This is a genomic window from Paraburkholderia sp. GW821-FHT02A12 (assembly GCF_059422005.1).
In genome coordinates this window covers 403,073-428,054 of record NZ_JBWKWA010000002.1, presented here as the reverse complement: position 1 = coordinate 428,054, position 24,982 = coordinate 403,073, and the positions used below count along the sequence as shown (strand labels likewise).

The window sequence follows — 24,982 nt, the reverse complement described above, 5'->3', positions numbered from 1 at the left end:
ACGCTCCGCAAGCGGAAGCCGTGAGGAGGCGCGCAGATGATTGCATCCACAACGGTCCGTGGCCGCCACCCTGCGCCTCGCCGAAACAACCATCATAATGCGGTCATACCACGCCCGAAATCCGCACCAATGACCGATACCACCGCCAACAAGATCGACTCGCCACGCCTGACCAGCCTCTCCCATGGCGGAGGCTGCGGCTGCAAGATCGCCCCCGGCCTGCTCGCCGACCTGCTCAAGCGCAGCGCGCCGCTACCTTTCTTTCCAGACCTGCTGGTCGGCAACGATACCGCCGACGACGCCGCTGTCTACAAGCTCAACGGCGAGCAGGCGATCGTCGCGACGACCGATTTTTTCATGCCGATCGTCGATGATCCCTTCGACTTCGGCCGCATCGCCGCAACCAACGCCCTTTCCGACGTTTACGCCATGGGCGGCAAGCCGATCATGGCGCTGGCGATCGTGGGCATGCCGATCAACGTTCTGCCGCATGACGTGATCGCGGCCGTGCTGAAAGGCGGCGAATCCGTGTGCGCTGAAGCGGGCATTCCGCTCGCGGGCGGCCATTCGATCGACTCCGTGGAACCTATCTATGGCCTGGTTGCGCTTGGCGTGGTCCATCCCGAGCGCGTCAAGCGCAACGCGGGGGCTCGCCCCGGCGACGTGCTGATTCTCGGCAAGCCGCTAGGCGTGGGCGTTCTATCGGCGGCATTGAAGAAAAACCGGCTCGATTCGAACGGCTACGCCGCCATGATCGCGGCCACGACCAAACTCAACCGGCCGGGCGCCGAACTGACAACGCTGGACGGCGTCCATGCCCTCACCGATATCACCGGGTTTGGCCTGCTGGGCCATACGCTGGAGCTGGCCCGCGGCTCGAATCTGACCGCGCGCGTGCGCTACGCGGATTTGCCCTGGCTGCCGGAAGTGGCCATGTTTGCGGAGGCCGGCATTTTCACCGGCGCGTCAGGACGCAACTGGGATGCGTACGGAAACGACATCGCCTTGACGCCGTCCTTGCCGCCGACGGCCCGCACCCTGCTCACCGACCCGCAAACCTCCGGCGGCCTGCTGGTCTCATGCGCGCCGGCAGCGGTCGGCGACGTTCTCGCCATTTTCCGTGCCGATGGATTCGACGAGGCGTGTGTCATCGGCGAGATGATCGACGGAGCCGGCCGCGTTGAAGTGATCTGAGCGGGCGCCCGTCATGGGTGCTGCGCGATGCCGGTCCGGCGACGCTACTTCGCGGCTCGCCGGCCGGCAATGACGCTCCATGCGATAATTTCAGTCCGCCAGCTAGTCAGTCTCGACCGCATTTCCCTTGAAAAACCTTCTCGTCAGCCTCGATAAATCAGGTGATTTCGATGAAATCATCGATGTGCGCACGCCGCTTGAATTTGCGGATGACCATATTCCGGGCGCGCTCAACGCCCCCGTTCTGAGCAACGAAGAGCGCGTGCTGATCGGCACCATGTACAAGCAGGTGTCGCCTTTCGAAGCCTCGCGGGTGGGCGCGGCGCTGGTGGCGCGCAACATCGCGCAGCATCTGGAGACGACCTTCGCGGACCGGCCGCGTCACTGGCGGCCGCTGATCTATTGCTGGCGCGGCGGCAAACGTTCCGGTTCGGTCACGACAGTCTTCAATATGATCGGCTGGCAGGCGCGGCAGCTGGACGGCGGTTATAAAGCTTACCGACAGGCGACGCTCGACACGCTCGCCTCCTTGCCGAAGACCTTCCGCTATATCGCGCTGGTGGGTCCGACCGGCAGCGGCAAGACACGCCTGCTCGACGCATTGCGCCAGGCAGGCGCGCAGACACTGGACCTCGAAGCGCTGGCGTCGCATCGCGGCTCGTTACTCGGCGCCTGGGCTGGCGTCGCGCAGCCTTCGCAAAAACGTTTCGACACGCTGCTCGTGACTGCGCTGCGCGCCTTCGATCCCGCGCGGCCGGTGTTCGTCGAAGCGGAGAGCCGGCGGATTGGTTCGATTACGTTGCCGCTCGCGCTCCTCGAAACGTTTCATCGGGGCGCATGCGTCGAGGTGTTGTCGCACAGCGAAGATCGCACGGCGTTTCTGCTGCACGACTATGCGCACCTGTTCGACAATCCCGAAGCGCTGAAAGCGCAGTTGCAAAAACTGGTCGGTCTGCACAGCCGTGAGCGAGTGACCAGCTGGCAACTGCTCGTCGATGAAAACAGGCGCGCCGAACTCGCTCGCGAACTGATCGGACGGCACTACGATCCGGCGTATGCGCGCAGCAGCCATCAACATTTCGTGCAGCTTCCACACGCAACGCCGATGCATTTCCGGCCCAATGACGCCGACGCCGTCGAACAGGCGAAGGCACTCCTGGCCCGGCTGGACAGCAACACGCTCGCCTCGATCTGATACGAATCTATAGCGAAGACCACCATGCAAACAACGCTTCGGCAACCCCGTGTCGCGCTCGGCTGGATCGTGTTCCTGCTGATCGCCGTGATCGGCCTCTTTTATGTGAAGTGGTTCCCTTACTACAACCGCGCTTTCGTCGCCGCGAGCCAGCACTCCATCGGCAAGTCGATCCTGATGGGAACGTCTTCGAGCGCGCCGGCGGCATCGTGGCAGGCGGCCGTCGACTACGCGCTAGCCTACGGCAAGGCGATCTGGCAGGCGATGGTGCTGGGGCTTCTGCTCGGCTCCGCCGTGCAGGCGCTGATTCCGCCGCAGTGGGTTGCACGCGCGCTCGGCCGGACCGATTTCAGCAGCGTGGTCAACGGCGGGCTGATGTCCTTGCCCGGCATGATGTGCACCTGTTGCGCGGCGCCGGTCGTAGCGGGCTTGCGCGCCCGTCAGGCTGCGCCGGGCGCGGCGATCGCGTTCTGGCTGGGCAATACGGCGCTCAATCCGGCCACGCTGATTTTCATGGGCTTCGTGCTCGGCTGGCAATGGATGGGCTTGCGGCTGGCGCTGGGCCTCGTGATGGTGTTCGGCCTCGGCCACCTCGTGAACAGGATGGTCACGCCGAAGGAAGCCGAAGCATCGCGCGAAGCCATGGCGCAACTCGTTGCCGCCGACGATCCGGGCACCGCTTTCACGCGCTGGGTAAAAATCCTCGGAAGAATGACGATCCGGCTGATTCCCGAATACATCGTACTGGTGCTGATTCTGGGCGCCGCGCGCACGTGGCTGTTTCCGCACGTCGGATCCAATATCGACAACAGCCTGATCTGGATCATCGGGCTCGCTATCGCCGGGACATTGTTTGTGATTCCGACCGCGGGCGAAGTGCCGATCATTCAGGCAATGCTTGCCTTCGGCATGGCGGCCGGTCCGGCTGGCGCGTTGCTCATGACGCTGCCGCTGATCAGCGTGCCGTCGATGGCCATGCTCGGGCGCTCGTTTCCCAAGCGGGTGTTGACCGTGGTGGCTTTGGCGGTGGTGGCTTGCGGGATCGTGAGTGGACTGTTGGCGATCGGCCTGGGGTTTTGAAACTTGCCTGTCCCTGCCCGTTTTATAATCACCACTTCGCGGCACAACGCATTCGAGCCGCCGCTCACCGCATTGACGTCATGAAGCACATCGCAGCATTCACTATCGCGACCTGGTCGGCCGCGGCCATTCTTTACTTCGGGCAGCACTCGGTGTCGCTGATCGCCGTAAGCGGGGTCGTCGCGCTGGCCGGCTTCGACCTGTTCCGCCCTTAATGCATAAGGCAGCCGCAAGCGCTGCACGGCTTTCGCAAAGCGACGCTGCTCCGGGATCGCGAAGCAGATCGACGCTCTGTCAGCGACGCCTTTCCGAAACGTATCGCCAACGTGGCGGCGCCGACCGATAGGCGCCGCCACCACACTACGCGATCAGAACCGGTGAATGATGCCTACACCCGCAGCAAACTGACTGCGTGACGAAGACGGCGCGCCGTTCTGGCCATCGCCGATATCGGCCGTTGCGTTGATGATGCTCGTGGCTGTACCGGTCTTGTTCGGGACCAGGGTCTGGCCACCCGCACGTTGATAGGCCTCCAGCGCATACAGTCCGGTCCGCTTGGAGAGGCTGTAGTACTGCGAGAGATTGAACTGCTGATAGCGAGCCGAACTCGAGATGCCGTTCGACTGCGTTGCTCGCGTGTAGCTATAACCGGCCGCCAGATCCAGCACCGTCAGCGGCTTGTAATGCAGCACTGCGCCGGCGGTGTTGAAGATTGCCTCGTTGTGGAACGCCGAGTGGATGCCCGGGATGTATTGCACGTTCGAATACGAGAACGAGATGTCCCATTGCGACGAGAATGCATAACCACCCGTCACCGCAACGCGCTGCTGCGCCTGTGCGGTCTGGTAACCGTTGTTGATACCCGACACTGCCGTCTGGAGGCCCGCATTCGATGTCGTGGAGTCGGTGCCCCACGCACCGCCGCCAGACGTCGAGTTATTGATGCGCTGGAAGCCTGCCGCGATGCCGAACGGACCGTTCAGGTATTGCGCCGCCGCGCTCCACGTCGAACCGGCATTCGTGCTGCCCGCCACGCCGCCTAGCGCATACGATCCGCTCACGGTCAGGCCGTGCAGGCTCGGGGACGTGTACACCAGCGAGTTGTTCACGCGGTAGAGCGTATCGAGCGAGTCGATATCGCCCGGGTGTGCGCCGTAGGCGCCGGTCAGCCACGTGGTCGGGCTATACGGTGACAGCAGCGTGTAGTACGACGTGTACTGGCGGCCAGCCGTCAGCGTACCGTAGGTGGGATTGGTCACACCGACATACGCCTGGCGGTTGAACGCGAGGCCGGAGACGGACTGTGCACCGGTTGCGCTGTTAAAGCCCTCTTCCAACTGGAAAATCGCTTTCGTGCCGCCGCCCAGATCCTCGCCGCCCTTCAAGCCGAAGCGGCTGCCAGCCCAGATACCGTTGACCATCTTGACGACCGAGCGCCCGCCCGAGGTCGACCCGAGCGACGTCTGGCTGCTCTGATAGCCGATCCCCGCATCAACGATCCCGTACAGCGTCACGCTGCTCTGAGCGTGCGCGCCGAGGGCGACCAGCCCAAGGGCGGAGGTTGCCAATGCCTTTTTCATTTTTACTCCTGTTTAAAAAACTTATTCTTCATTTCCGGCGTTGTCTTGACATCGCCGACCCCAGATCCGCTCGTCAAAACACCGGATGCCCATTGATGAGGCTAGGCAACCACGTCGAAAACATCGGAACATAGGTCACGATGTTGATCGCGCTGAAGATAGCCAGGTAATAAGGCCATGCCACCTTGGTAGTTTCCCCAATCGACACATTGCCGATTGCACAGCCAATGAACTGCACCGAGCCGATCGGCGGATGAACGAGCCCTAATGCGCAGTTCAGCAGAATCATGATGCCGAACTGCACGGGGCCCACGCCGCTGTGCATCGCCATCGGCAGGAACAACGGCGTGGTGATCAGGATGTGCGCCGCCATGTCGACGAACGTGCCGAGGAAAATCTGAATGATGTTGATGTACAACAGCATCAGCCAGGGGATGCTCGTCGCGCCATCGAGCAGATGTTCGATGGCGTCGGGAATCTCCAGATACGCCATCTGGTAGCGCAGCATATTCGACACACCGATCAGCAGCAGCACCACGCCGGTGGTTTTAGCCGCCTTGGAGAGCGCCACGAAAAGCTTTTTCAGCGTCATCGTGCGATAAACGATGAAGGTCAATACCAGCGAGTAAGCCACGGCAATCGCTGCCGCCTCCGTCGCGGTCGCAATACCTCTCGCCACGCAGACCAGAATGATCGCGATCACCATCAGGCCGGGCAATGCGCCGAGGAACGTGCGGCCCACCGCGAACCAGCCCGGAAACCGTTGCAGTTCGGTCGAGCCGTCAGCGCGGCGCGGATAGCCGAACTTGACCGCCTGCCAGTACGCGGCGATGAGCACGAAACCCATCACCCACAGCACCGGCAGCAGGCCGGAGAACAGCAGATCGCCGATCGAGACGCCGCTCGTCGGGTGTCCGTTCAAGGTTCCGGTGATCCCCTGGGCGGCGAACGCATAGATGATCATGTTCGTCGACGTCGGCATCAGCGCGCCGGCCAGCGACGAGTGCGTGGTGACATTGACCGCATAGGCCGCGCTATAGCCTTCCCGCTTCATCAGCGGAATGACGACGCCGCCCATCGCGGACGTATCCGCCGTAGGCGAACCGGACACGCCGCCGAACAGCGTGCACGCGACCACGTTGGCCATGCCGAGGCCACCGCGGAAATGCCCCACCGTGGCTTGCGCGAAACGCAGGATACGGTCGGCGATGCCGCCGTGCAGCATCAACTCGCCGGAGAAAATGAAGAACGGGACCGCGAGGAACGAAAACGCGTTCATGCCCGAAATCATCGACTGCATCGCCGTGGCAGCCGGCAGGCCTTCATATAGATAGGTCAGGACGCACGACAGTCCCAACGCGAAAGAAACCGGAACCCCGAGAATGAGGAAAACGAGGAAGCTAACGGAGAGAATGGCAAGTTCCATGATGTTCTATTTTTGTTTCTGTGCAAAAAGCGCCAGCAGGTGCTCGAACGAGAATAGAGCAATGCAGGCGCTGGCCACGACCGGAATGAAGTAGCGCAGGGCTTCGGGCAAGCCCAGGATCGGAATCCGGTCTTCCATCGTGGTCTCCGCCATCTGCAAACAGCCGAAGAAAATCGCCACGGACAATGCGATCAGGCAAACATGTTGGAACGCCTCCGCGATAATCCGGCCTTTCGGCGGCAATTTCTTGACAAGCGAGTCGAGCCCGATATGGCCGCTCTCGCGAACTTTGAGCGCGGCGCCAAACATGGCGATCACGATCACCAGCAGCAAGGCAATGGGTTCGACGAAGTCCGGTGCATCGCTGAAGACATAGCGCATCACGACGCTGTAGATGACAAGCAGGCTCAGCGCGGCCAGGCTGATAGACGCGATGATAGCCAACACGCGAAAGAGAAAATCGTTTGGACGTTTCATGAATCTCATTGCCCCCATCCTTGCACACGACGGACTTATCGTTAGTCTTCAGAAATCCTGTTCGACATCACGATTCAGGAAACTTCGCAGAGAACTGCCGGCAGATCATTCTGCCGGTCTCTTCACCGCTTCCTGACTTCCGAACCTTATTTGACCGCCTGGATTTCGTCGACGAGCTGCTTCATCTGCGGCGTCTTTTCGTACTTGGCCCATACCGGCTGCATGACCTTGACGAATGCGGCACGATCGATCTGCGACGACGCGAGGATCGTCGCACCGCCCTTGGTGACGGTCTTGCTCGCGTCGTTTTCGCGCGCAGTCCACAGCTTGACGTAGTAAGGCACAGAGTCAGCCGCGGCCTTCCTGATGACGTCCTGCTCCTGAGGCGTCAACGTATCCCAGACCTTTTTGGAGAACACCAGCACTTCCGGCGTCATCGAATGCTGGGTCTCGGAATACACGGGTGCAACTTCGAAGTGCTTGGTCTCTTCGTAAGACGGGAGGTTGTTTTCCGCGGCATCGACCAGCCCCGTCTTCAACCCCGTATAAACTTCGGCGAACGGCATCGGCGTCGGCGTGCCGCCCATCGCCTTGATCTCATCGACCATCAGATCAGAAGGCTGAACGCGCACCTTGAGGCCCTTCATGTCGGCGGGCGAGTGGATGGCTTTTTTGGTGTAGATCGAACGCGCACCGCTCTCGTAGAACGTCAGCGCGATCATCCCCTTCGCCTTGAAGGCGTCGAGAATCTTCTGTCCTTCCGGGCCGTACATCACCTTGCGGAAATGATCGATGTCGCGAAACAGAAAGGGCAGCGACGGAATCATCGACTCGGGAACGATCTCGTTGAATGCGGCGCCGTTGCAGCGGGCCATGTCCAGCGCGCCAATGCGCACCTGATCGATCGTGTCGTTTTCGGAACCCAGCGAGCTGTTGCCGAAGACCTTCACCGAATCCTTGCCGCCGGTTGCCTTGTTGATCGCTTCGCCCATGTATTTCACGGCCATGTTGGTCGGATAAGTGTCGCCGTGCACATCCGCCACGCGAAACACACGCGCTTGTGCCGCGCCGGTGCTGAATGCCAGCACTGAGGCCGCGATAATCATCGAAACATGGGAAGAGGCAGATTTATTTTTCATCTTGAAATTCCTCGAAAATTAGACCATCCAATCGATTGCGGATGCGACATGTTTTGATACGTCTCCGGCGCGACGCTTGCCGCCCTTGCAGGTAGCGAGCGCTTTGCCGTGCCGGCCTGTGCGACGTCCCCGGCACAGATGCCCAGCACTCCTGTCAGACAACTCCACTTCTCTATTTCGACTGCATCGACATGAACCCAGCGCGAGCTGGTCACGCGCACAAGGAACACCGCACTATGTGCCCAGCGGTCCAAAGGTTCGCAGAAAGGAATTTGTTTGGACTCGTATGTTGTACGACAACATACGAAGTCTATAAAACACGGTTTGAGTTGTACAGCCGGTATTTACCCGCACCGCGCACGGTTTGGCGCAATAGCTTGCGTATTGCAGCAGGTACCAATGCCATTGCCAGGCGTGGCGCAGAGGCCAAAACAAGGCGACGCGGATTTATATTTTTCGTGGCAGCGGGTGGGAAAGGAAAGTGGTTTTTATGCCACTATGTTGTACGACGAGCGATGAATTTACCACATTAAACGAATAGCGCCAGCGTGAATGGCACCCCGGCGCCTTTCAAAGACCCTAATCGTTTATAGTTCGCCCGCGTATTCCGGTTCGGGCAAACCGCTCACGCCAGGACGCACCGCGAAGAGATGACCGTCATGTTCATTCGCGCCCGCCCCGGGACGAATCGACGTGACGAACAACGTATCCAGATCCATGCCGCCGAACGCACACATGGACGGCTTCATGGCGGGCACCGCAATCTGCCGGTCCAGCTTGCCTTGCGGTGTGAAGCGCAGCAGCAGACCCGCGTCATTCGCGCAAATCCAGTAGCAGCCGTCGGCATCGACCGCAGCGCCGTCGGGGCGGCCGGCGTGGTGATTCAGATCAGCAAACACGCGCCGGTTAAGCGGCTCGCCCGCTTCGATGTCGTAATCGAAGGCCCAGATCTGCCGACGCAACGGGTGTGAATCGGACAGATACATCGTCGTCCCATCGGGAGACCAGGCAAGGCCGTTCTGCGTGATCAATGCGTCGACAATCGGCTCCGACAACGCGCCCTGCGCGTCGAAGCGATACAGCGCGCCAGCCGGGTTGGCCGCCGCCATGTCCTGCACCATCGTGCCGGACCAGAAGCGTCCTTGCCGGTCGCAACGGCCGTCGTTGAAACGCATATCGGCAAACGGGAAGAACGGCGCGGCGAGTTTTCTGCCGGTCACCGCCACCGGTTCGCCACCGATAGCGCCTTCAGGCAGCGTGACGGCAAAAAGTCCCGTCTCGCAGCCGGCGAGCACCGTGCCACGACGATCGAACGCCAGGCAGGCTACCTTCTCCGGCAAGACCCACTCGGACCGCTCGGCCGCATCGAGCCGCAGCCGCACGATCTTCTGCGCCGGGATGTCCACCCAGTAGAGCGCCTGTTCCGCTGCACGCCACACCGGACTCTCGCCGACCAGCGCGGGCGCCTGCCCGGCGGCCTCGATCCGCTCCACCCGCGGGTTGGTCGTGGCGCTCACCGCTTCGGCTCCATTGGACCGGCCAGCACGAATGGGCCGCCCTGGAAGTGCTGCGTGGGGTCGTCGAGATTCGCGGTGGGCGCCGTGACGGGAAAGAGGTGCTCGAACTCGATCGAACTGTCCTGCGGACGAAAGCCGAGGAACGCCGCTTTGGTGTTGTCCACCCATTTGGTGCGGTTATCCGATACACCGTAGACGATCGCGTGGCCCACGCGATTGGTAAACAGCGAGCAACGCACCAGTTCGATGAAGTCGCGATAGCTCAGATACGTCACGAGCATGCGCGGATTCTTAGGCTGCTCGAACGACGAGCCGATCCGCAGGCACACCGTCTCGAGACCAAAGCGATCGAAGTAATAGCGCGACAGCGATTCGCCGAAGCACTTCGTCACGCCGTACAGGCTGTCCGGACGCAGCGGCGCGTCGATATCCACCACCGACGTCACCGGATGAAAACCCACCGCGTGATTCGAGCTGGCGTACACGATGCGCTTCACGCCCTGCTTCTGCGCCGCCGAGTAGAGGTTGTACAGGCCACGAATATTCGCTTCGAGCAGATCTTCGAACGGCGCCTCGACCGAGATGCCGCCCAGATGCACGACCGCGTCCACGCCCTCGAGCAACGCGTGAACAGCGGCCTCATCCGCGAGATCGACGATCGATGCTTCCTCATGCGCCGCCAGTTCGCCGAGCGGCACGATATCGGTCACGCGCACAATATCGGCCCAGGCGGCAAGCGCGCCGCGCAGTTGACGGCCCAGGTTGCCGGCGGCACCGGTGAGCAGCAGGCGTCGGAAAGGTTGACGTGTTAAAGGGCGTTCAATCGTTGAGTCGGTCATGTCTCTATCTGTTTTGTGATTACATCAATCAGGTCACCGGCGCCGGATTGAACAGCGTCAATGCATTGTGCAGCTTGAGTTTTTCCGCGCAGGTCTGCTTGCGCCCACTGGCCACGTCGAGCATCAGGCGGAACAGCTCCCAGCCCACGTCTTCTATGGTCGCAGTGCCCGTGGCGATCGTGCCGGCGTTGATGTCCATCAGGTCGTGCCAGCGGCGCGCGAGATCCGTGCGCGTCGCGACCTTGATCACGGGCACTTCAGCGAGGCTGTACGGCGTGCCGCGACCGGTCGTGAACACATGCAGGTTGATACCCGCGGCGACCTGAAGCGTACCGCAGATGAAATCGCTCGCCGGCGTGGCCGCGTAAATCAGGCCTTTCTGCCGGACCTTCTCGCCCGGCGACAGCACGCCCGAGATCGCGGAGTTACCCGATTTAATGATCGAGCCCATCGCCTTTTCGACGATGTTCGACAGGCCGCCCTTCTTGTTGCCCGGCGTGGTGTTGGCACTGCGGTCCGCGCCGCCGCGCTTCAGATAATCGTCGTACCACTGCATTTCGCGGATGATCGCCGCCGCGACGTCCGCATTGGCGGCCCGCGCTGTCAGTTGATCGACGCCGTCGCGCACTTCGGTGACTTCGGAGAACATGACCGTTGCGCCGGCCCGCACGAGCAAGTCGGTCGCAAAACCCACCGCGGGATTCGCGGTCAGGCCGGAGAATGCATCGCTGCCGCCGCACTGCACACCGATCACGAGATCGGAGGCCGGGCAGGTTTCGCGCCGGCGATTGTTCAGCCGCTTCAGATGACCGTCGGCCATCCTCATGATCGATTCGATCATCGACTGGAAGCCGACGTGCGCCTCATCCTGAAGCACGACGACGTCGCCATTCAGGTCCGCCTCGACATCGCCAATGCCGGCGACTTCGGCGACCTTCGCAGCCGCGGCAATAGGAATCGTGCCCGGCGGCATCAGGCGCTCAGGCTGCAGCTTCTCGCAACCCAGACTGACCATCATGACTTCGCCGCCGAAGTTCGGATTCAGACTGATATTGCGCACCGTGCGGATCGGCACCATCGCGTCCGGCGCGTCGATCGCGACGCCGCAGCCGTAGGTGTGCCCAAGGCTCACCACGTCGTCGACGTTCGGGTAGTTCGGCAACAGCTCGGCCTTGATCCGCGTGACCGCATGCTGAACCACGTCTGCCACGCATTGCACCGTGGTCGTGATCGCCAGTATGTTGCGCGAGCCGACCGAGCCGTCCGCGTTGCGATAGCCCTCGAACGTGAAACCTTCGAGCGGCGGCATCTCCGGCGCCTTGATGGTGGCGATCGGCAGATCTTCGAGTCCCGGCGGACTCGGCATGCAGATCACGTGTTCGTTGATCCAGCTGCCCTTGGGCAACGCCTTGAGTGCATAGCCGATCACTACGTTATAGCGAATGACTTCGTCGCCTTCCGCCAGGTCGGCCAGCGCGACTTTGTGGCCTTGCGGCACACGCTCGCGCAGCACGAGACCATCGGGAAACACGGCGCCCTCACCCAGCCCGCCGTCGTTGACGACGATCGCGACATTGTCATTGGGGTGAACGCGAATGTAGAGCGGGGAATTTTCCATTGCATCGATCCTTATGGCGTGTGCACGACTGCTGCGCCAGCTATTCATACGTCATCCTATAACATGGAAGAATGTGCAGACGTTCCGTATTTACCCTATGACAGGCATTATGCCGTGAAAACCCGTTGAGTTAGCCGATTTGTTGTTGTACGATGACGTATAAGAAATCTTCATTTCTAACAATTTGACGCCCGGATACTCATCATGACGACACCGCAGGAACTCAAGCAGATCGTTTCGGAAGGCCTCCTGTCCTTCCCAGTTACCGATTTCGACGAACAAGGCGAGTTTCGCGCCGACACCTACGCCGAGCGCCTCGAGTGGCTCGCCCCTTACGGTGCTTCGGCACTGTTCGTCGCCGGCGGCACGGGCGAATTCTTCTCGCTCACGCATAACGATTACTCGAACGTCGTGCGTACCGCGGCGAAAGTCTGCAAGGGCAAGGTGCCGATCCTCGCCGGCGCGGGCGGCCCGACGCGCGTGGCGATCGCCTACGCACAGGAAGCCGAGCGCCACGGCGCGAACGGCATTCTGCTGATGCCGCACTACCTGACGGAAGCCTGCCAGGAAGGCATCGCCGCGCACGCCGAAGAAGTCTGCAAGTCCGTGCCGAACATGGGCGTGATCATCTACAACCGTGCGAATTCCAAGCTTAACGCCGATATGCTCGAAGGTCTGGCCGAGCGCTGCCCGAACCTGATCGGCTTCAAGGACGGTGTGGGCGAGATCGAAAACATGGTGTCGATCCGCCGCCGCCTCGGCGACCGCTTCTCGTACCTCGGCGGCCTGCCGACCGCGGAAGTCTACGCAGCAGCTTATAAGGCTCTAGGCGTGCCGGTGTATTCGTCGGCGGTGTTCAATTTCATTCCGAAGACCGCGATGGACTTCTACCGCGCGATCGCTGCGGACGACCACGCGACCGTCGGCAAGCTGATCGACGAATTCTTCCTGCCTTACCTGGCAATCCGCAATCGCCGCGCGGGCTACGCGGTCAGCATCGTAAAAGCCGGCGCGAAGCTCGTCGGCCACAGCGCCGGCCCGGTGCGCGCGCCGCTGACCGATCTGAGCGAAGAAGAAATGAGCAAGCTCGACGCGCTCATCAAAACGCTCGGCCCGCAGTAACGCTGTAAGCGCCCGACGGTCGTATGAACCCGTTCCACGGGCATGGCACCGCCAGAAGCGCCCGGGATGGCAACGTCGCCGGGCGCGTTTTTTACGGCTAGCGTCAGACTGCCGGGCGGCACTTCCGCACAACGCCACTTGCCCGCCGAACACTGCCGCGGCTGATTGCACGACAAAGCCGGGGAGACGACTCCCTTGCATAAGATTCAGGAGATGACCATGGAAGTGAGCCGCACGGCGAGCCCCACTCTAGCCGCGAAGCGCACCAAAGTCCGCTACGCGATTCTGCTGCTGATCTTCCTGATCACGACGTTCAATTACGCAGACCGCGCCACCCTCTCGGTGACCGGCTCGGCGATGCGCGCCGAGTTCGGCTTCGACGCGATCAGGATGGGCTACATCTTCTCCGCGTTCAGCTGGGCCTATGTGCTGTCGCAATTGCCGGCCGGCTGGCTCCTCGACCGATTCGGCGCACGACGCGTCTACGCAGCGAGCATTTTCCTCTGGTCACTCTTCACGCTGTTGCAAAGCTCGATTGGTTTGCTGGGCAGCACGGCTGCCGCGGTCACCGCACTGTTCGTGCTGCGTTTCGCCATGGGCGCCGCCGAATCGCCGGCGTTTCCGGCCAATGCCAAGGTGGTCGCCAGTTGGTTTCCCACCAATGAACGCGGCACCGCATCGGCCATTTTCAATTCGGCGCAATACTTCGCGGCAGTCGTGTTTACGCCGCTGATGGCCTGGCTGACTCATGCGTTCGGCTGGCACATGGTCTATCTGGTGATGGGCGCGACCGGGCTGCTACTTGCCTTCACCTGGCTGAAGGTGATGAAGAATCCCGCCGACCATCCCGGCGTGTCGCGCGCCGAGCTCGACTACATCGAACAGGGCGGCGGTGTCGTGAACGAGCACAAGAAAGCGCGGCCCGGGAACATCACGAACGCGGGCGGCTGGTCTCTGGTGCGCCAGTTGCTGACCAACCGCATGCTGCTCGGCGTCTACCTCGCCCAGTACTGCATCAACGTGCTGACCTACTTCTTCCTGACCTGGTTTCCGATCTACCTCGTGCAGGCGCGCGGCATGACGATTCTGCAAGCCGGTCTGGTGGCTTCGCTGCCTGCGGTCTGCGGATTCTCCGGCGGCGTGCTCGGCGGCACGCTGTCCGACGCGCTGATCCGCCGCGGTCATTCGCTCACGCTGGCGCGCAAGGTGCCGATTGTCGGCGGCATGCTGCTGTCGGTGAGCATCATCGGCTGCAACTATGTTTCGACCGACTGGATCGTCGTCGCGCTGATGTCGCTCGCCTTCTTCGGCAAAGGCATCGGCGCGCTCGGCTGGGCTGTCGTGGCGGATACGTCGCCGAAGGAAGCGCTCGGCCTTTCAGGCGCCATCTTCAACATGTTCGGCAATGTGGCAGGCATCGTGACGCCGATCGTAATTGGCTATCTCGTCGCGAAGACCGGCTCGTTCAACGGCGCGCTCGTGTTCGTGGGCCTGAATGCATTGCTCACCGTGTTCAGCTATCTCGTCATCGTGAAAGACATCAAGCGGGTCGAACTGCGCCGCTCATAATCGTCGGACAGTTATCGTACTTCCTGGGGGCGGCTGCGGAATGAACCGCAGACGCCCCGTCCGGCGCGCATTGCCACCCGCGACGCCGCATCGCGGCCGCGTGCGCTCAAAATGATCCGGCGTTTATATAATCAGTCGTCAGACGACGGTATAATAGGACGCAGGAAGTATCTGCAACTATCTGATTCGAGGGGCGTTTTCGATGGCTACACCACTGGCTTCCACAGCACCGCCACGACGCGCTCGCAATCTGGCCGAGTTCGTCGTCAGCTACGTCACCGACCAGATCGCGTCCAACGCCTTGAAGCCCGGCGACAAACTGCCGACCGAATCGCAGTTGATGGTCACGCTGAGCGTGAGCCGCACTGTCATCCGCGAAGCCATTTCACGCTTGCAGGCCGGCAAGATCATCGAAACGCGTCACGGCATCGGCAGCTTCGTGCTGGAGCCGCCGCGCGAAAAGCTGGGCATCGACATGGTGCCTGCCACCACCCTGCGCGACGTGTTGTCGATCCTGGAACTGCGCATCAGCCTCGAAACGGAATGTGCGGGTCTGGCGGCGCAACGCGCTAAACCGGACGACCTCGCGCGCATGCGCGCGGCGCTCGATGCAATCGAAGCAACCCGCCACAATGGGCTGGATAGCGTCGATGCCGACTTGCAGTTTCACATCTCCGTGGCCCGTGCAACCGGCAACCGCTATTTCGTCGACATCCTCACGCAGATGGGTAGCGCGCTGATTCCGCGCAACCGCCTCGACTCGGCGGGTATCGCGCGCGCGGAACCGGACGCCTACCTGTCGCTCGTCAACCTCGAGCACGAAAGCATTCTCGAAGCGATCACGCGGCATGACGCGGAGGGTGCGCGCGCGGCGATGCGCATGCACCTGTCCAATAGCCGCGAGCGGCTGCGGCGCGCCAACGAAACCGCTGAGGCGAACAGCTGATCCGCACCGCAGGCACCCAGGAAAAATGGCCGGGAAATCCCGGCCATTTTTTATCCCAGTCGCCGCTCTGCGATGGCCGAGCGGCGATTCAGTTGTCACTCAGCTACGCGTGATTTCGCCATCGCGACGGCGCCACAAGTCCAGCGGGTTGGCGTCGGCCAGCGACCCGGGCAGCAGATCGGCTGGGAAATCCTGATAGCACACCGGACGCAGGAAGCGCTCGATCGACGTCGTACCGACCGACGTCGCGCGGCTATCCGACGTTGCCGGGAACGGGCCGCCATGCACCATCGCGTGCGAAACCTCGACGCCCGTCGGGAAACCGTTGACCAGGATCCGTCCGGCCTTGCGCTCGAGGATCGGCACCAGCTTCCTCGCCGCCGGCAGATCGCTGCCGTCCATCTGCACCGTGGCCGTCAGTTGACCGGCAAAGTGTTCGGCCACCGCAAGCATTTCCCGCTCGTTCTTGCAACGCACGATGGTCGACACCGGCCCGAAAACCTCGTCTTCGAGTGCTGGCGTCGCGAGGAACGTTTGCGCGTCGGTCACGAACAACGCCGCGCGCGCCTGGGTCGGACCCGTCGCGTCGACGCCGCGCGCCACCGCTTCGACGCCCTCGATCGCTTCCAGCCTGTTCTCGCCCTCCTCATACGCCGCGTGAATGCCGGCGGTGAGCATGGTTTGAGCCGGCTTGGCGGTCAGCGCGCCGGACGCCGTTGCCACAAAGACTTTGAGTGCATCGCTGTCGACGGCAATGGCGAGCCCCGGGTTGGTACAGAATTGCCCTGCGCCCAGCGCCAGCGAATCGACGAAGCCACGCGCGATGCTGTCGCCACGCTGCGCCAGCGCGTTCGGCATCAGAAACACCGGATTGATACTGCTCATCTCGGCGTAAACCGGAATCGGCTCGGCGCGAGCAGCCGCGACGCGCATCAGCGACGTGCCGCCCGCGCGCGAACCCGTGAAGCCGACCGCCTTGATCGCCGGATGCGCGACCAGCGCTTCGCCGACCGAATTGCCAGCGCCGACGATCAGCGAGAACACGCCTTCGGGCAAGTCCATGTCCTGCGCGACGCGCTGAATCACGCGACCGACCATCTCCGACGTACCGAGGTGGGCCCGATGCGCCTTCACCACCACCGGACAACCTGCCGCGAGCGCCGCAGCCGTATCGCCACCCGCCACCGAAAACGCGAGCGGGAAGTTACTGGCGCCGAACACCGCGACCGGGCCCAGCGGAATCTTTTGCATGCGCAAGTCGGAGCGCGGCAGCGGCTTGCGCTCCGGCAACGGCGAATCGAGCGTCGCGGCGAGCCATTGCCCCGCGCGCACCACTTGCGCAAACAGTTTGAGCTGGCCCGTCGTGCGGCCGCGCTCGCCTTCGAGACGCGCCTTCGGCAAGCCGGTCTCTTCGTGCGCGCGCTGGATCAGCACGTCGCCCAGCGCCGTGATGCCGTCCGCGATACGCTCGAGGAACTCGGCACGCACCGTCAGCGGCAACGCGCGGTACGAGTCGAATGCCTTCTGGGCGAGCTCGCAGGCGAGTTCGACATTGGCGACCGTGCCGCTACCGAAGACCGGCTCGGCGATGTCGGATCCCGTGGCAGGATTGAACGCAAGCAATGGTTTTTCCGCGCCGCGCACCGCTTTGCGACCAATCAGCATTTCGCCGGTAATAGACATTTCGCTTTCCTTGGGTGACCATCTAAGATATATGTCATCCTATAACATAGGCGACTTCATGCGCAACCGTCGCACACCCATCCGAGCCAAAATGCGGGTTTACGTGCCTGTCGCGAAGAATCATGCCGAGCTAACCTTTACCAAGACGTACGACGACTTATAACGCTTGGTTAAATACCCGTTGGAGCGCGCCCGATTCATTGCAGTTTGAGGAGACAGCCTATGTCAGCCGCCACGCCGTACCGGACTTTACCCAATAGTTTCCGCCGCGCGGTCCGCGGCGGCGAAACCGTGATCGGCTGCTGGGTCTCGCTCGCCAGCCCGATTGTCACGGAATTGCTCGGCATCGTCGGCTTCGACTGGATGTTGCTGGACGCCGAACACGCGCCGAACGACGTTCTCACGCTGATCCCGCAGTTGATGGCGCTCAAGGACAGCCCGAGCGCGCCGGTCGTCAGGCCGCCGGCGAATGACAGCGTGTTCATCAAGCGGCTCCTCGATAGCGGTTTTTCGAACTTTCTCGTGCCGTTCGTCGATAGCGCCGAGGACGCGGCCCGCGCTGTCGCCGCGACTCGCTACCCGCCGCAGGGCATCCGCGGCGTCTCCACGAGCCAACGCAGCAATCGCTATGCGACCGTGCCCGACTACTTCGACATCGCCAACGACAACGTCTGCGTGATCGTCCAGATCGAAAGCCGCAAAGCCGTCGACTCGATCGACGAGATTCTCGCCGTCGACGGAGTCGATGCCGTGTTCGTCGGACCGTCCGATCTCGCTGCCGCCTACGGCCACATCGGCAACCCGAGCCACCCTGACGTGCAGCAGGCGATCGCGCGCGTCTTCGAACGCGCGCAGGCGGCCGGCAAGCCGAGCGGCATTCTCGCTCCCGTCCAGGCCGACGCCGAGCGCTATATTTCGATGGGTTGCCGCGTCGTCGCGGTTTGCGCGGATATGGGGCTGCTCAAATCCGCCGCGCAGTCGGTGCAAAAACACTTCATGCAGAAATGAGCGGACCAGCAGCAAAGCCGCCGCGATGACATCTTCGGAGCATTCCATGCAAAAAGCAGGCTTTATCGGACTCGGCATCATGGGTAAGCCCATGGCGGCCAACCTTCTCAAGAACGGCGTCGCCCTCGCCGCATTCACACGCAGCGGCGTGCCGGACGATCTCAAGCAGGCCGGCGCGGTCGCTTGCGACAGCCCGGCCGCCGTTGCCGCGCATGCGGACGTGATTTTCATCATGGTGCCGGACACGCCGGATGTCGAGCGCGTGCTGTTCGGCGAAAACGGTCTCGCCGATGCATTGCGCGCGGGACAAACCGTCGTCGATATGAGTTCGATTTCGCCGATGGCCACACGCGAGTTCGCGGCACACGTGCGCGAGCGCGGCGCCGATTACCTGGATGCGCCGGTTTCCGGCGGCGAGGTCGGCGCAAAGGCCGGCTCGCTGACCATCATGGTGGGTGGCGCTACCGCGACCTTCGGTAGCGTCAAGCCGCTCTTCGACATGATGGGCAAGAACGTCACGCTGATCGGGGAGGTCGGCGCCGGACAGGTGTGCAAGGTGGCCAATCAGGTGATCGTCGCGGCGACGATCGAGGCAGTCGGAGAAGCACTGCTGCTCGCGTCCAAAGCCGGCGTCGATCCGGCGCGCGTGCGCGAAGCGCTGATGGGCGGATTCGCGTCCTCCCGCATCCTCGAAGTGCACGGCGACCGGATGACTAAACGTACCTTCGACCCGGGCTTTCGCATTGAGCTCCACCAGAAGGACCTGAATCTCGCGCTCTCGACCGCGCAATCACTCGGCGTTTCCTTGCCGAATACGGCCACCTGCCAGGCACTCTTCAACGCCTGTGTGGCGCATGGCGGCAAAGCGTGGGATCACTCCGCGATGGTGCGCGCGCTCGAAATACTCGCCAATCACGAAATCGGCCAGCCGAGCGCGTAAATCAGTCGCCCCGACCGGGGCCAACCCCACCCGCAACGCCGCTCCGCTGGCTCTGAGCAATTAGAGAAAGCGGAACGGCGCATGCGCGCACGCTCGGCAACAACCCTCCACATCCATTGATCAATGATTTACTCAAAACATTAAGGATGACTTACCTGGACTTTCGATACCCGTACACATAAACGCAGAATCGACAAACCGCAGCACATGCAGCACCAGCGATTACAGATAGAGCCCGCAGAAGGCAAGGAGACATCCGTGGCAACACAAGACAAAAAGAACAGCAGGCAGGCGACGTCGAGAATCAGCAACCAGCGCGAACCGAATTCACCTGCGCGCAGAGCGTTTATCGTGCTCGCAGGCACATCCGCGGGTGCGACTCTGCTGGGCGGACTGTCCGCCTGCGGCTCCTCGGTCGACTCCCCATCCACGCCACCGGTCGTGCAGGATCCGATCTGGGGTACCTCGGGCGCAGCGACGCAGATCATCGCGTCGCTGCAGGGCATTACCCAGTCGATGTTTCCGGCCCGCGATTATGTGGTCACCCAGTACGGCGCGCAGACTTGTGCGGTGGTCGCCACGACCAATCCGTATACGGGCGCCTCATCGCTGACGAGCCCCGGCTCGACGCAAACCAACGCAGCAAATGCCTTCGACTCGCGCCCCGCGTTTCTCGCCGCGATCCAGGCGTGCAATGCGGCCGGGGGCGGCCGCGTGGTCGTGCCGGCCGGCACGTGGTACTGCGCCGGACCAATCGTGCTGCTCAGCAATGTGAACTTCCACCTCAGCGCGAACTGCACGATCTATTTCAGCCCCAACCCGGCCGACTATGCGAAGGACGGCCCCGTCAACTGCGGCGCGAACGGCAACCTCTTCTACAGCCGCTGGCAGGCGAACGATTGCCTCAACTACGGCGCGCCGGTCTACGCGCGCAATCAGACCAACATCGCGCTGACAGGCGAGGATTCCACCTCGATTCTGAATGGCCAGGCCATGACGCCGTTCGCCGGAAGCGGCAACACCAGCACCTGCTGGTGGACCTACAAGGGTTCGAACGGCGCCTATGGCTGCGTGAATTCATCCACGCCGTCACAAGCCTACGGCAATCCGAAGAACGTCGATCTGAGAACCGCCGCGCCCGGCATTTCCGATGCGCTCTACGCGCTGCTCACGAGCTCCACGACACCCTGGCAATTGGACCAGAACTACCTGCCGGCGCTTTCCGAAGCGGGCGTGCCGATCGTGCAGCGCATTTTCGGCATCGGGCATTATCTGCGTCCGTGCATGGTCGAGTTCATCGGCTGCACCAACGTGTTGATGGAGAACTATCGGACCAACAACACGCCGTTCTGGCAGCATCATCCGACCGATTGCAAGAACGTCGTGATTCGCGGAGTGACGGCGGACAGCATCGGCCCGAATAACGATGGCTTCGATCCGGATGCCTGCAACAACGTGCTCTGCGACAGCGTCACGTTCAACACCGGCGACGATTGCATCGCGATCAAGTCCGGCAAGGATCTCGATACGCAGTATGGCCCCGCGCAGAATCACGTCATCCAGAACTGCACGATGAACAGTGGCCATGGCGGCATCACGCTCGGCAGCGAGATGGGCGGCGGTGTGCAGAACATCTACGCGCGCAATCTGGAGATGCTCAACCAGAACTGGGCCACCAATCCGCTGAACATCGCGATTCGTATCAAGACGAATATGAATCGCGGCGGCTTCGTGAAGAACTTCTACGTCGATACGGTCACACTGCCCAACGGCGTGAGTCTGAAAGGCAGCGGATACGGCAGTGCGCTGTTGGCCGGTAGTCCGATCAACGGCACGGTGCCGCTGGGCGTCGTCACGGCGACGGCGGGCAATCCGTCGGCGGCACAAGGCGGCCTGATCACGTTCGACTGCGACTATCAGCCGGCCAACGACGCGATCCGCACCCGCCCGGCCATGATCCAGAACGTCAACATCTCGAACGTGCAGGCGGGCAACGTCACGCTCAATGGCGTCACGGGCTCCTGTTTTCAGGCGATCGTGGCGCAGGGGCCGGTCGCGTTCGACTACAACGGCCCGAGCCCGGCGCCGGCCGTACCGCCTATCAGTAACGTCACGATCTCGAACTGCAACCTGGGGACGGCGGTTTCCGCCGGTCCGGCGACCGCAACGACGCCCGGACCGATCTATGCGTACAACGTCAACGGCATCACGTTGAACAACGTGATGATCGGCTCGACGACTTACAACACGACAGTCGTCGATCAGCGCTAATCGGGAAGCAGAAAGGGGCGCGGATGAGTCTTCGCCCCTGCGCGGACGAGATAGCCCGGATACTCAACGCACCACACGCATCGGACGGACCATAAACGCAAAGCGGCGCCCGTGGGCGCCGCCAATTCAACACACTGAACTACGCCGTTTCCTCTCGAGCCTCGCGATTGTTTATTTGACCGCGGGGTTCGCTACGGCCCAGCGCAGTTCGGGCGTACGGTCGCCGCTTCTAGCCAGCAGACACACCACGACGGCGGCGGCGATGTCGAATACCGCCAGCACGACAAATAGCGGGCTGTAACCGACCTGCGTCACCAGCACACCAAACAGTGCCGTGAACGCTGCGGCCCCGAGATAGCCCGCCATGCCGCCCATACCCGTGGCGGTCGCGACTTCGTTCTTACCGAACATGTCGGAGGTGATGGCGTACAGCGCGCCCGACAAAGTCTGGTGAGCGAAACCGCCGACGCACAGCAGCGCAACGGCCGCGTAAGGACTGGCGACCAGTCCGACGCATGCCGGTCCGATCATGCACAAAGCGCCGAATACGAAAACCATCTTTCGCGACGTGAACAACGACACTTTTGCGTACTTGTGGAATAACGGACTGAGGTAGCCGCCGAGCACGCAGCCGATGTCCGCAGCCAGGAAGGGCATCCAGGCGTACAGTGCGACTTGCTTCAGGTTCATGTGACGCTCGGTCATCATGTACAGCGGAATCCAGGCGTTGAAGGTTTGCCAGGCAGGTTCGGAAAGAATCCGCGGGATACCGATCGCCCAGAAGTTGCGGCTGCCGAGCATTTCAGTCCAGCGGCGCCTGGCGCTGCCGGCATCGCTGTGCTTTGCCTCCTGCCCGCTCAGAATGTAATCCCGCTCCGTCTCGCTCAGCAGCTTCTGGTTGCGCGGGTGCTTGTACAGCAGCATCCACAGCGCGCTCCAGACGATGCCCGCCACACCGACGATCATGAACGCCAATTGCCATTGCCCGTGCAACAAGGCCCAGACGACCAGCGGCGGCGCGAGCAGTGCGCCGATCGACGAGCCGATGTTGAACCAGCCGATCGCGACCGAACGTTCCTTGGCCGGGAACCACTCGCTTGTCGCCTTGACGCCGGCCGGGATGCCGGCCGCCTCGGCAATGCCGAGCAACCCACGGAAGAACGCAAGGCTGCGCCAACCCGTGGACCATGCTGCCGCGGCACAGGCCACCGACCAGGCCAGCGCAAAGGCCGCAAAGCCGATCTTGGTGCCGACCGTGTCGAGCAAATAGCCCGCAACCGGCTGCATGAACGCATAGCACAACTGCCACGCAACCACGACATGCGAGTACTGCTCGGTGCTGATATGGAGGTCCTTCATCAGCGTCGGCGCCGCCACTGACAGCGTGTTCCGCGCGAGATAATTAATGATTAGCCCGGCCGCGACCAGGCTGACCATCCACCAGCGAATGCCTTTGACTTTCATTGCGTTGTCTCCTCGTCGCCTCTGTCGTCAATCAGTTGGGCCGGGCAACAGGGGCGGCCGAACTGTCGGCCTCACCGCCGTCGCGCGAGTAGTCCAGGCCGACGAAGCTGCCGCCCTGGTAGTGTTGGCCCAAAGCATCGAGCGGGTTCGGTTTGACCAGCACTTCCGCGGCGTAGACCTCGGCGTCCTGTTTCGGCTGATAACCCAGACGTTCGGCGCCGCTGTTATCCCACCAGCTGCGCTGGTTGGCCGAGACACCCCAGACGGTCATGAACCCCACGTCCTCGGCCTCGATACAGCGATCGAGGAAATGCAGCAGGTCGCTATGCCCGAACCAGGTGCTCAGATGCCGGGGCTCGGTCGGCCGCTCGAGACAACTGCCGATGCGCACGCAGATGCTTTCGATGCCGTGCTTGTCCCAATACATTCTTGCGAGGGCTTCGCCCCACACTTTGCTCAGGCCGTAAAAACCATCCGGACGCAGCTCACAGTCGAGGCTGAGGTGTTCGGTGACCGGGTACATGCCGATCGCGTGATTTGAGCTGGCGAACACGACACGCCGCACACCATTCCGCCGCGCACCTTCGTAAACCTCGACCAGCGCGCGCAGGTTGTTCTCGATGATCTCCGGCAGCGGACGTTCGACGCTCGTGCCCGCAAAGTGGATCAGCACGTCCACGCCGTCCAGCAGATGATCGACGACCGCAGGCTCGCGGAGGTCGCCGTGCATCAGGTCCTCGCCTTCGACCAGAGGGGCCAGGGGCCGCGAGCCCGCAGCCGACCGCAAGGGGATGCCGCGCGCGATGAGCGCAGTCCTCACTACGGAGCCGAGCTGGCCACCGGCCCCACTCAGGGCAATCTTCTTCATAAGGTTCCTTTACAGCGTTTCAGACGAATGAGCTGTGGCGCGAGGGGCGACACTCAGCAAGCGGGTCTGTGTGAAGGGAGGGGTGCGCGCTCGAACTGGCAATCGGTAGCACAATGAATGTGCGATGTTGTACGATAACGTACTATCACAGATGCCAGGATGGATTTCAACTAGGCATTTACCCGAACACTCAGCGATAAAACCCGCCAAATATTCGATTAAACGGACAAGGCGATCATTTTAGTTATGCGATGTCATATTACGTAAATGGCTATTGGCGTCGAAGACCGTTGCGTCTGATGACGGCCGAGCAAATCCGGGCCTCGGGGGTTTTCATCCGCGGCTCAACGCACCCCTCAATCGCCGGGTCCCGCACAATGCAAAAAGTCCGCCGCGCCTTTGCCGGCGACGGCGGACTTTCTCAACTCTCCCAACCTGCCTGACGAAGCAGCCTGCGGCTCCGCTCAGCTCTGCGCCAATGCCGCGGCCCGTGCCTCGTCGCGTACGCCTTCCTGCCGCATGCGCGTCACCAGTCCCAGCGCGCAGAACAACGTGATCGGCACGTGCACGATCCCAAGCGCGACAACGGACAGAATGGTGCCGGTCGCGCCAAGCAGGTACCGCCCAAGAATCGGCGTGGTGCCGGCGAACACCATGCCGCAAATCTGATAGGAAAGCGAAATTCCGGTGTAGCGCACTTGGACCGGAAACGACTTCGCCAGAATGCACCACCGTCGCCAACAGATTGCCCGCAGGCGAGCCCTGCCCGGTCATCATGATGCTCTGGATCGGCATCGTGTACACGGCGACGATTCTTGCCTGGAGTTGAACAAACATCCGGCTCGATCTGGAAACGCGTGAAGAAGCCGAGCACTTCATTGCCGCCGATCCGTTCTCGCTGGTCGACTTGTCCGAGCGCGTGACGATCACACGCTGGCGCAAAGCGTATTTCGACGGCGAGTGCCGCCTGTAAGCGTGGGAACTCAGAGAAAAGACGGCTGCGCGATGAAGACGTGCGCCGATGCGATGCGAGAACATGACAGTAG

The 24,982-nt window shown here is 62.1% G+C and carries 21 protein-coding genes; 10 read left to right on the top strand and 11 right to left on the bottom strand.

Features of this window, described 5'->3' with window-relative positions:
- The first annotated feature begins 129 nt into the window (after positions 1 to 129).
- The 4 genes from selD (at position 130) to AC07WT_RS23095 (ending at position 3,684) form a co-directional block, all read left to right on the top strand.
- Positions 130 to 1,194 carry a selenide, water dikinase SelD gene (selD, locus tag AC07WT_RS23110; protein WP_494948736.1) on the top strand — a complete coding sequence of 355 codons (1,065 nt, stop codon included), beginning with the start codon at positions 130 to 132 and terminating at the stop codon, positions 1,192 to 1,194.
- Positions 1,195 to 1,321: 127 nt separating this feature from the next.
- Positions 1,322 to 2,389, top strand: a complete 1,068-nt coding sequence (gene mnmH, locus AC07WT_RS23105; RefSeq protein WP_494948735.1) for a tRNA 2-selenouridine(34) synthase MnmH — start codon at positions 1,322 to 1,324, stop codon at positions 2,387 to 2,389.
- Positions 2,390 to 2,413: 24 nt separating this feature from the next.
- Positions 2,414 to 3,469 (top strand): permease, encoded by a 1,056-nt coding sequence (locus AC07WT_RS23100; RefSeq protein ID WP_494948734.1) that lies wholly within the window; start codon positions 2,414 to 2,416, stop codon positions 3,467 to 3,469.
- An 80-nt stretch (positions 3,470 to 3,549) separates the two neighbouring features.
- Positions 3,550 to 3,684, top strand: a complete 135-nt coding sequence (locus tag AC07WT_RS23095) for a hypothetical protein (RefSeq protein ID WP_492593090.1) — start codon at positions 3,550 to 3,552, stop codon at positions 3,682 to 3,684.
- 153 nt (positions 3,685 to 3,837) lie between these two features.
- Here AC07WT_RS23095 and AC07WT_RS23090 read toward each other — a convergent pair whose 3' ends face one another.
- From AC07WT_RS23090 to garD, 7 genes are all read right to left on the bottom strand, one after another.
- A complete protein-coding gene (locus AC07WT_RS23090; RefSeq protein WP_494948733.1) occupies positions 3,838 to 5,049 on the bottom strand; it encodes a porin in 1,212 nt (403 codons plus the stop codon).
- A 73-nt stretch (positions 5,050 to 5,122) separates the two neighbouring features.
- Positions 5,123 to 6,475: a TRAP transporter large permease gene (locus AC07WT_RS23085; RefSeq protein ID WP_494948732.1), complete on the bottom strand. Its 1,353-nt coding sequence runs from the start codon at positions 6,473 to 6,475 to the stop codon at positions 5,123 to 5,125.
- Between the two features lie 6 nt (positions 6,476 to 6,481).
- Complete coding sequence (locus AC07WT_RS23080; protein ID WP_492593087.1) at positions 6,482 to 6,961, bottom strand: TRAP transporter small permease; 480 nt, start codon at positions 6,959 to 6,961, stop codon at positions 6,482 to 6,484.
- 137 nt (positions 6,962 to 7,098) lie between these two features.
- Positions 7,099 to 8,091: a TRAP transporter substrate-binding protein gene (locus AC07WT_RS23075; protein ID WP_494948731.1), complete on the bottom strand. Its 993-nt coding sequence runs from the start codon at positions 8,089 to 8,091 to the stop codon at positions 7,099 to 7,101.
- A gap of 587 nt (positions 8,092 to 8,678) precedes the next feature.
- Positions 8,679 to 9,608 carry an SMP-30/gluconolactonase/LRE family protein gene (locus AC07WT_RS23070; RefSeq protein ID WP_494948730.1) on the bottom strand — a complete coding sequence of 310 codons (930 nt, stop codon included), beginning with the start codon at positions 9,606 to 9,608 and terminating at the stop codon, positions 8,679 to 8,681.
- Positions 9,605 to 10,447, bottom strand: a complete 843-nt coding sequence (locus AC07WT_RS23065) for an NAD-dependent epimerase/dehydratase family protein (RefSeq protein ID WP_494948729.1) — start codon at positions 10,445 to 10,447, stop codon at positions 9,605 to 9,607. The genes AC07WT_RS23070 and AC07WT_RS23065 overlap by 4 nt, the downstream gene beginning before the upstream one ends.
- Before the next feature lie 28 nt (positions 10,448 to 10,475).
- Positions 10,476 to 12,065: a galactarate dehydratase gene (gene garD / locus AC07WT_RS23060; RefSeq protein WP_494948728.1), complete on the bottom strand. Its 1,590-nt coding sequence runs from the start codon at positions 12,063 to 12,065 to the stop codon at positions 10,476 to 10,478.
- 204 nt (positions 12,066 to 12,269) lie between these two features.
- Between garD and kdgD the strand changes: the two genes are divergently transcribed.
- From kdgD to AC07WT_RS23045, 3 genes are all read left to right on the top strand, one after another.
- Positions 12,270 to 13,187, top strand: coding sequence for a 5-dehydro-4-deoxyglucarate dehydratase (gene kdgD, locus AC07WT_RS23055; RefSeq protein WP_494948727.1), 918 nt, complete (start codon positions 12,270 to 12,272; stop codon positions 13,185 to 13,187).
- A 219-nt stretch (positions 13,188 to 13,406) separates the two neighbouring features.
- Positions 13,407 to 14,756, top strand: a complete 1,350-nt coding sequence (locus tag AC07WT_RS23050) for an MFS transporter (RefSeq protein WP_494948726.1) — start codon at positions 13,407 to 13,409, stop codon at positions 14,754 to 14,756.
- Between the two features lie 202 nt (positions 14,757 to 14,958).
- Positions 14,959 to 15,702 (top strand): FadR/GntR family transcriptional regulator, encoded by a 744-nt coding sequence (locus AC07WT_RS23045; RefSeq protein ID WP_492593080.1) that lies wholly within the window; start codon positions 14,959 to 14,961, stop codon positions 15,700 to 15,702.
- Positions 15,703 to 15,801: 99 nt separating this feature from the next.
- Here the strand turns inward: AC07WT_RS23045 and AC07WT_RS23040 are convergent, their stop codons facing one another.
- The gene (locus AC07WT_RS23040; RefSeq protein WP_492593079.1) at positions 15,802 to 17,385 is read right to left on the bottom strand and encodes an aldehyde dehydrogenase (NADP(+)); all 1,584 of its coding nucleotides are present in this window, start codon (positions 17,383 to 17,385) and stop codon (positions 15,802 to 15,804) included.
- Between the two features lie 222 nt (positions 17,386 to 17,607).
- Between AC07WT_RS23040 and garL the strand changes: the two genes are divergently transcribed.
- The 3 genes from garL (at position 17,608) to AC07WT_RS23025 (ending at position 21,604) form a co-directional block, all read left to right on the top strand.
- Positions 17,608 to 18,393 carry a 2-dehydro-3-deoxyglucarate aldolase gene (gene garL, locus AC07WT_RS23035; protein ID WP_492593078.1) on the top strand — a complete coding sequence of 262 codons (786 nt, stop codon included), beginning with the start codon at positions 17,608 to 17,610 and terminating at the stop codon, positions 18,391 to 18,393.
- 46 nt (positions 18,394 to 18,439) lie between these two features.
- Positions 18,440 to 19,333 carry a 2-hydroxy-3-oxopropionate reductase gene (locus AC07WT_RS23030; RefSeq protein WP_492593077.1) on the top strand — a complete coding sequence of 298 codons (894 nt, stop codon included), beginning with the start codon at positions 18,440 to 18,442 and terminating at the stop codon, positions 19,331 to 19,333.
- 207 nt (positions 19,334 to 19,540) lie between these two features.
- Positions 19,541 to 21,604 (top strand): glycoside hydrolase family 28 protein, encoded by a 2,064-nt coding sequence (locus tag AC07WT_RS23025; protein WP_494948725.1) that lies wholly within the window; start codon positions 19,541 to 19,543, stop codon positions 21,602 to 21,604.
- Positions 21,605 to 21,775: 171 nt separating this feature from the next.
- Here the strand turns inward: AC07WT_RS23025 and AC07WT_RS23020 are convergent, their stop codons facing one another.
- The 3 genes from AC07WT_RS23020 to AC07WT_RS23010 form a co-directional block, all read right to left on the bottom strand.
- Positions 21,776 to 23,068 carry an MFS transporter gene (locus AC07WT_RS23020; protein WP_492593075.1) on the bottom strand — a complete coding sequence of 431 codons (1,293 nt, stop codon included), beginning with the start codon at positions 23,066 to 23,068 and terminating at the stop codon, positions 21,776 to 21,778.
- 31 nt (positions 23,069 to 23,099) lie between these two features.
- Positions 23,100 to 23,936, bottom strand: coding sequence for an NAD-dependent epimerase/dehydratase family protein (locus AC07WT_RS23015; protein ID WP_494948724.1), 837 nt, complete (start codon positions 23,934 to 23,936; stop codon positions 23,100 to 23,102).
- Between the two features lie 464 nt (positions 23,937 to 24,400).
- Positions 24,401 to 24,634, bottom strand: a complete 234-nt coding sequence (locus AC07WT_RS23010; protein ID WP_494948723.1) for a hypothetical protein — start codon at positions 24,632 to 24,634, stop codon at positions 24,401 to 24,403.
- Positions 24,635 to 24,982 lie beyond the last annotated feature (348 nt).

Bases quoted from the DNA above. Each gene is read 5' to 3' on its own strand.
- AC07WT_RS23100 (WP_494948734.1), top strand. From the start codon at position 2,414: ATGCAAACAACGCTTCGGCAACCCCGTGTCGCGCTCGGCTGGATCGTG.
- AC07WT_RS23045 (WP_492593080.1), top strand. From the start codon at position 14,959: ATGGCTACACCACTGGCTTCCACAGCACCGCCACGACGCGCTCGCAAT.
- AC07WT_RS23075 (WP_494948731.1), bottom strand. From the start codon at position 8,091: ATGAAAAATAAATCTGCCTCTTCCCATGTTTCGATGATTATCGCGGCC.
- AC07WT_RS23050 (WP_494948726.1), top strand. From the start codon at position 13,407: ATGGAAGTGAGCCGCACGGCGAGCCCCACTCTAGCCGCGAAGCGCACC.
- AC07WT_RS23015 (WP_494948724.1), bottom strand. From the start codon at position 23,936: ATGAAGAAGATTGCCCTGAGTGGGGCCGGTGGCCAGCTCGGCTCCGTA.
- AC07WT_RS23065 (WP_494948729.1), bottom strand. From the start codon at position 10,447: ATGACCGACTCAACGATTGAACGCCCTTTAACACGTCAACCTTTCCGA.
- AC07WT_RS23025 (WP_494948725.1), top strand. From the start codon at position 19,541: ATGCAGCACCAGCGATTACAGATAGAGCCCGCAGAAGGCAAGGAGACA.
- AC07WT_RS23030 (WP_492593077.1), top strand. From the start codon at position 18,440: ATGCAAAAAGCAGGCTTTATCGGACTCGGCATCATGGGTAAGCCCATG.
- AC07WT_RS23090 (WP_494948733.1), bottom strand. From the start codon at position 5,049: ATGAAAAAGGCATTGGCAACCTCCGCCCTTGGGCTGGTCGCCCTCGGC.
- AC07WT_RS23085 (WP_494948732.1), bottom strand. From the start codon at position 6,475: ATGGAACTTGCCATTCTCTCCGTTAGCTTCCTCGTTTTCCTCATTCTC.
- AC07WT_RS23020 (WP_492593075.1), bottom strand. From the start codon at position 23,068: ATGAAAGTCAAAGGCATTCGCTGGTGGATGGTCAGCCTGGTCGCGGCC.
- kdgD (WP_494948727.1), top strand. From the start codon at position 12,270: ATGACGACACCGCAGGAACTCAAGCAGATCGTTTCGGAAGGCCTCCTG.
- garL (WP_492593078.1), top strand. From the start codon at position 17,608: ATGTCAGCCGCCACGCCGTACCGGACTTTACCCAATAGTTTCCGCCGC.
- AC07WT_RS23095 (WP_492593090.1), top strand. From the start codon at position 3,550: ATGAAGCACATCGCAGCATTCACTATCGCGACCTGGTCGGCCGCGGCC.
- AC07WT_RS23080 (WP_492593087.1), bottom strand. From the start codon at position 6,961: ATGAGATTCATGAAACGTCCAAACGATTTTCTCTTTCGCGTGTTGGCT.
- garD (WP_494948728.1), bottom strand. From the start codon at position 12,065: ATGGAAAATTCCCCGCTCTACATTCGCGTTCACCCCAATGACAATGTC.
- AC07WT_RS23040 (WP_492593079.1), bottom strand. From the start codon at position 17,385: ATGTCTATTACCGGCGAAATGCTGATTGGTCGCAAAGCGGTGCGCGGC.
- selD (WP_494948736.1), top strand. From the start codon at position 130: ATGACCGATACCACCGCCAACAAGATCGACTCGCCACGCCTGACCAGC.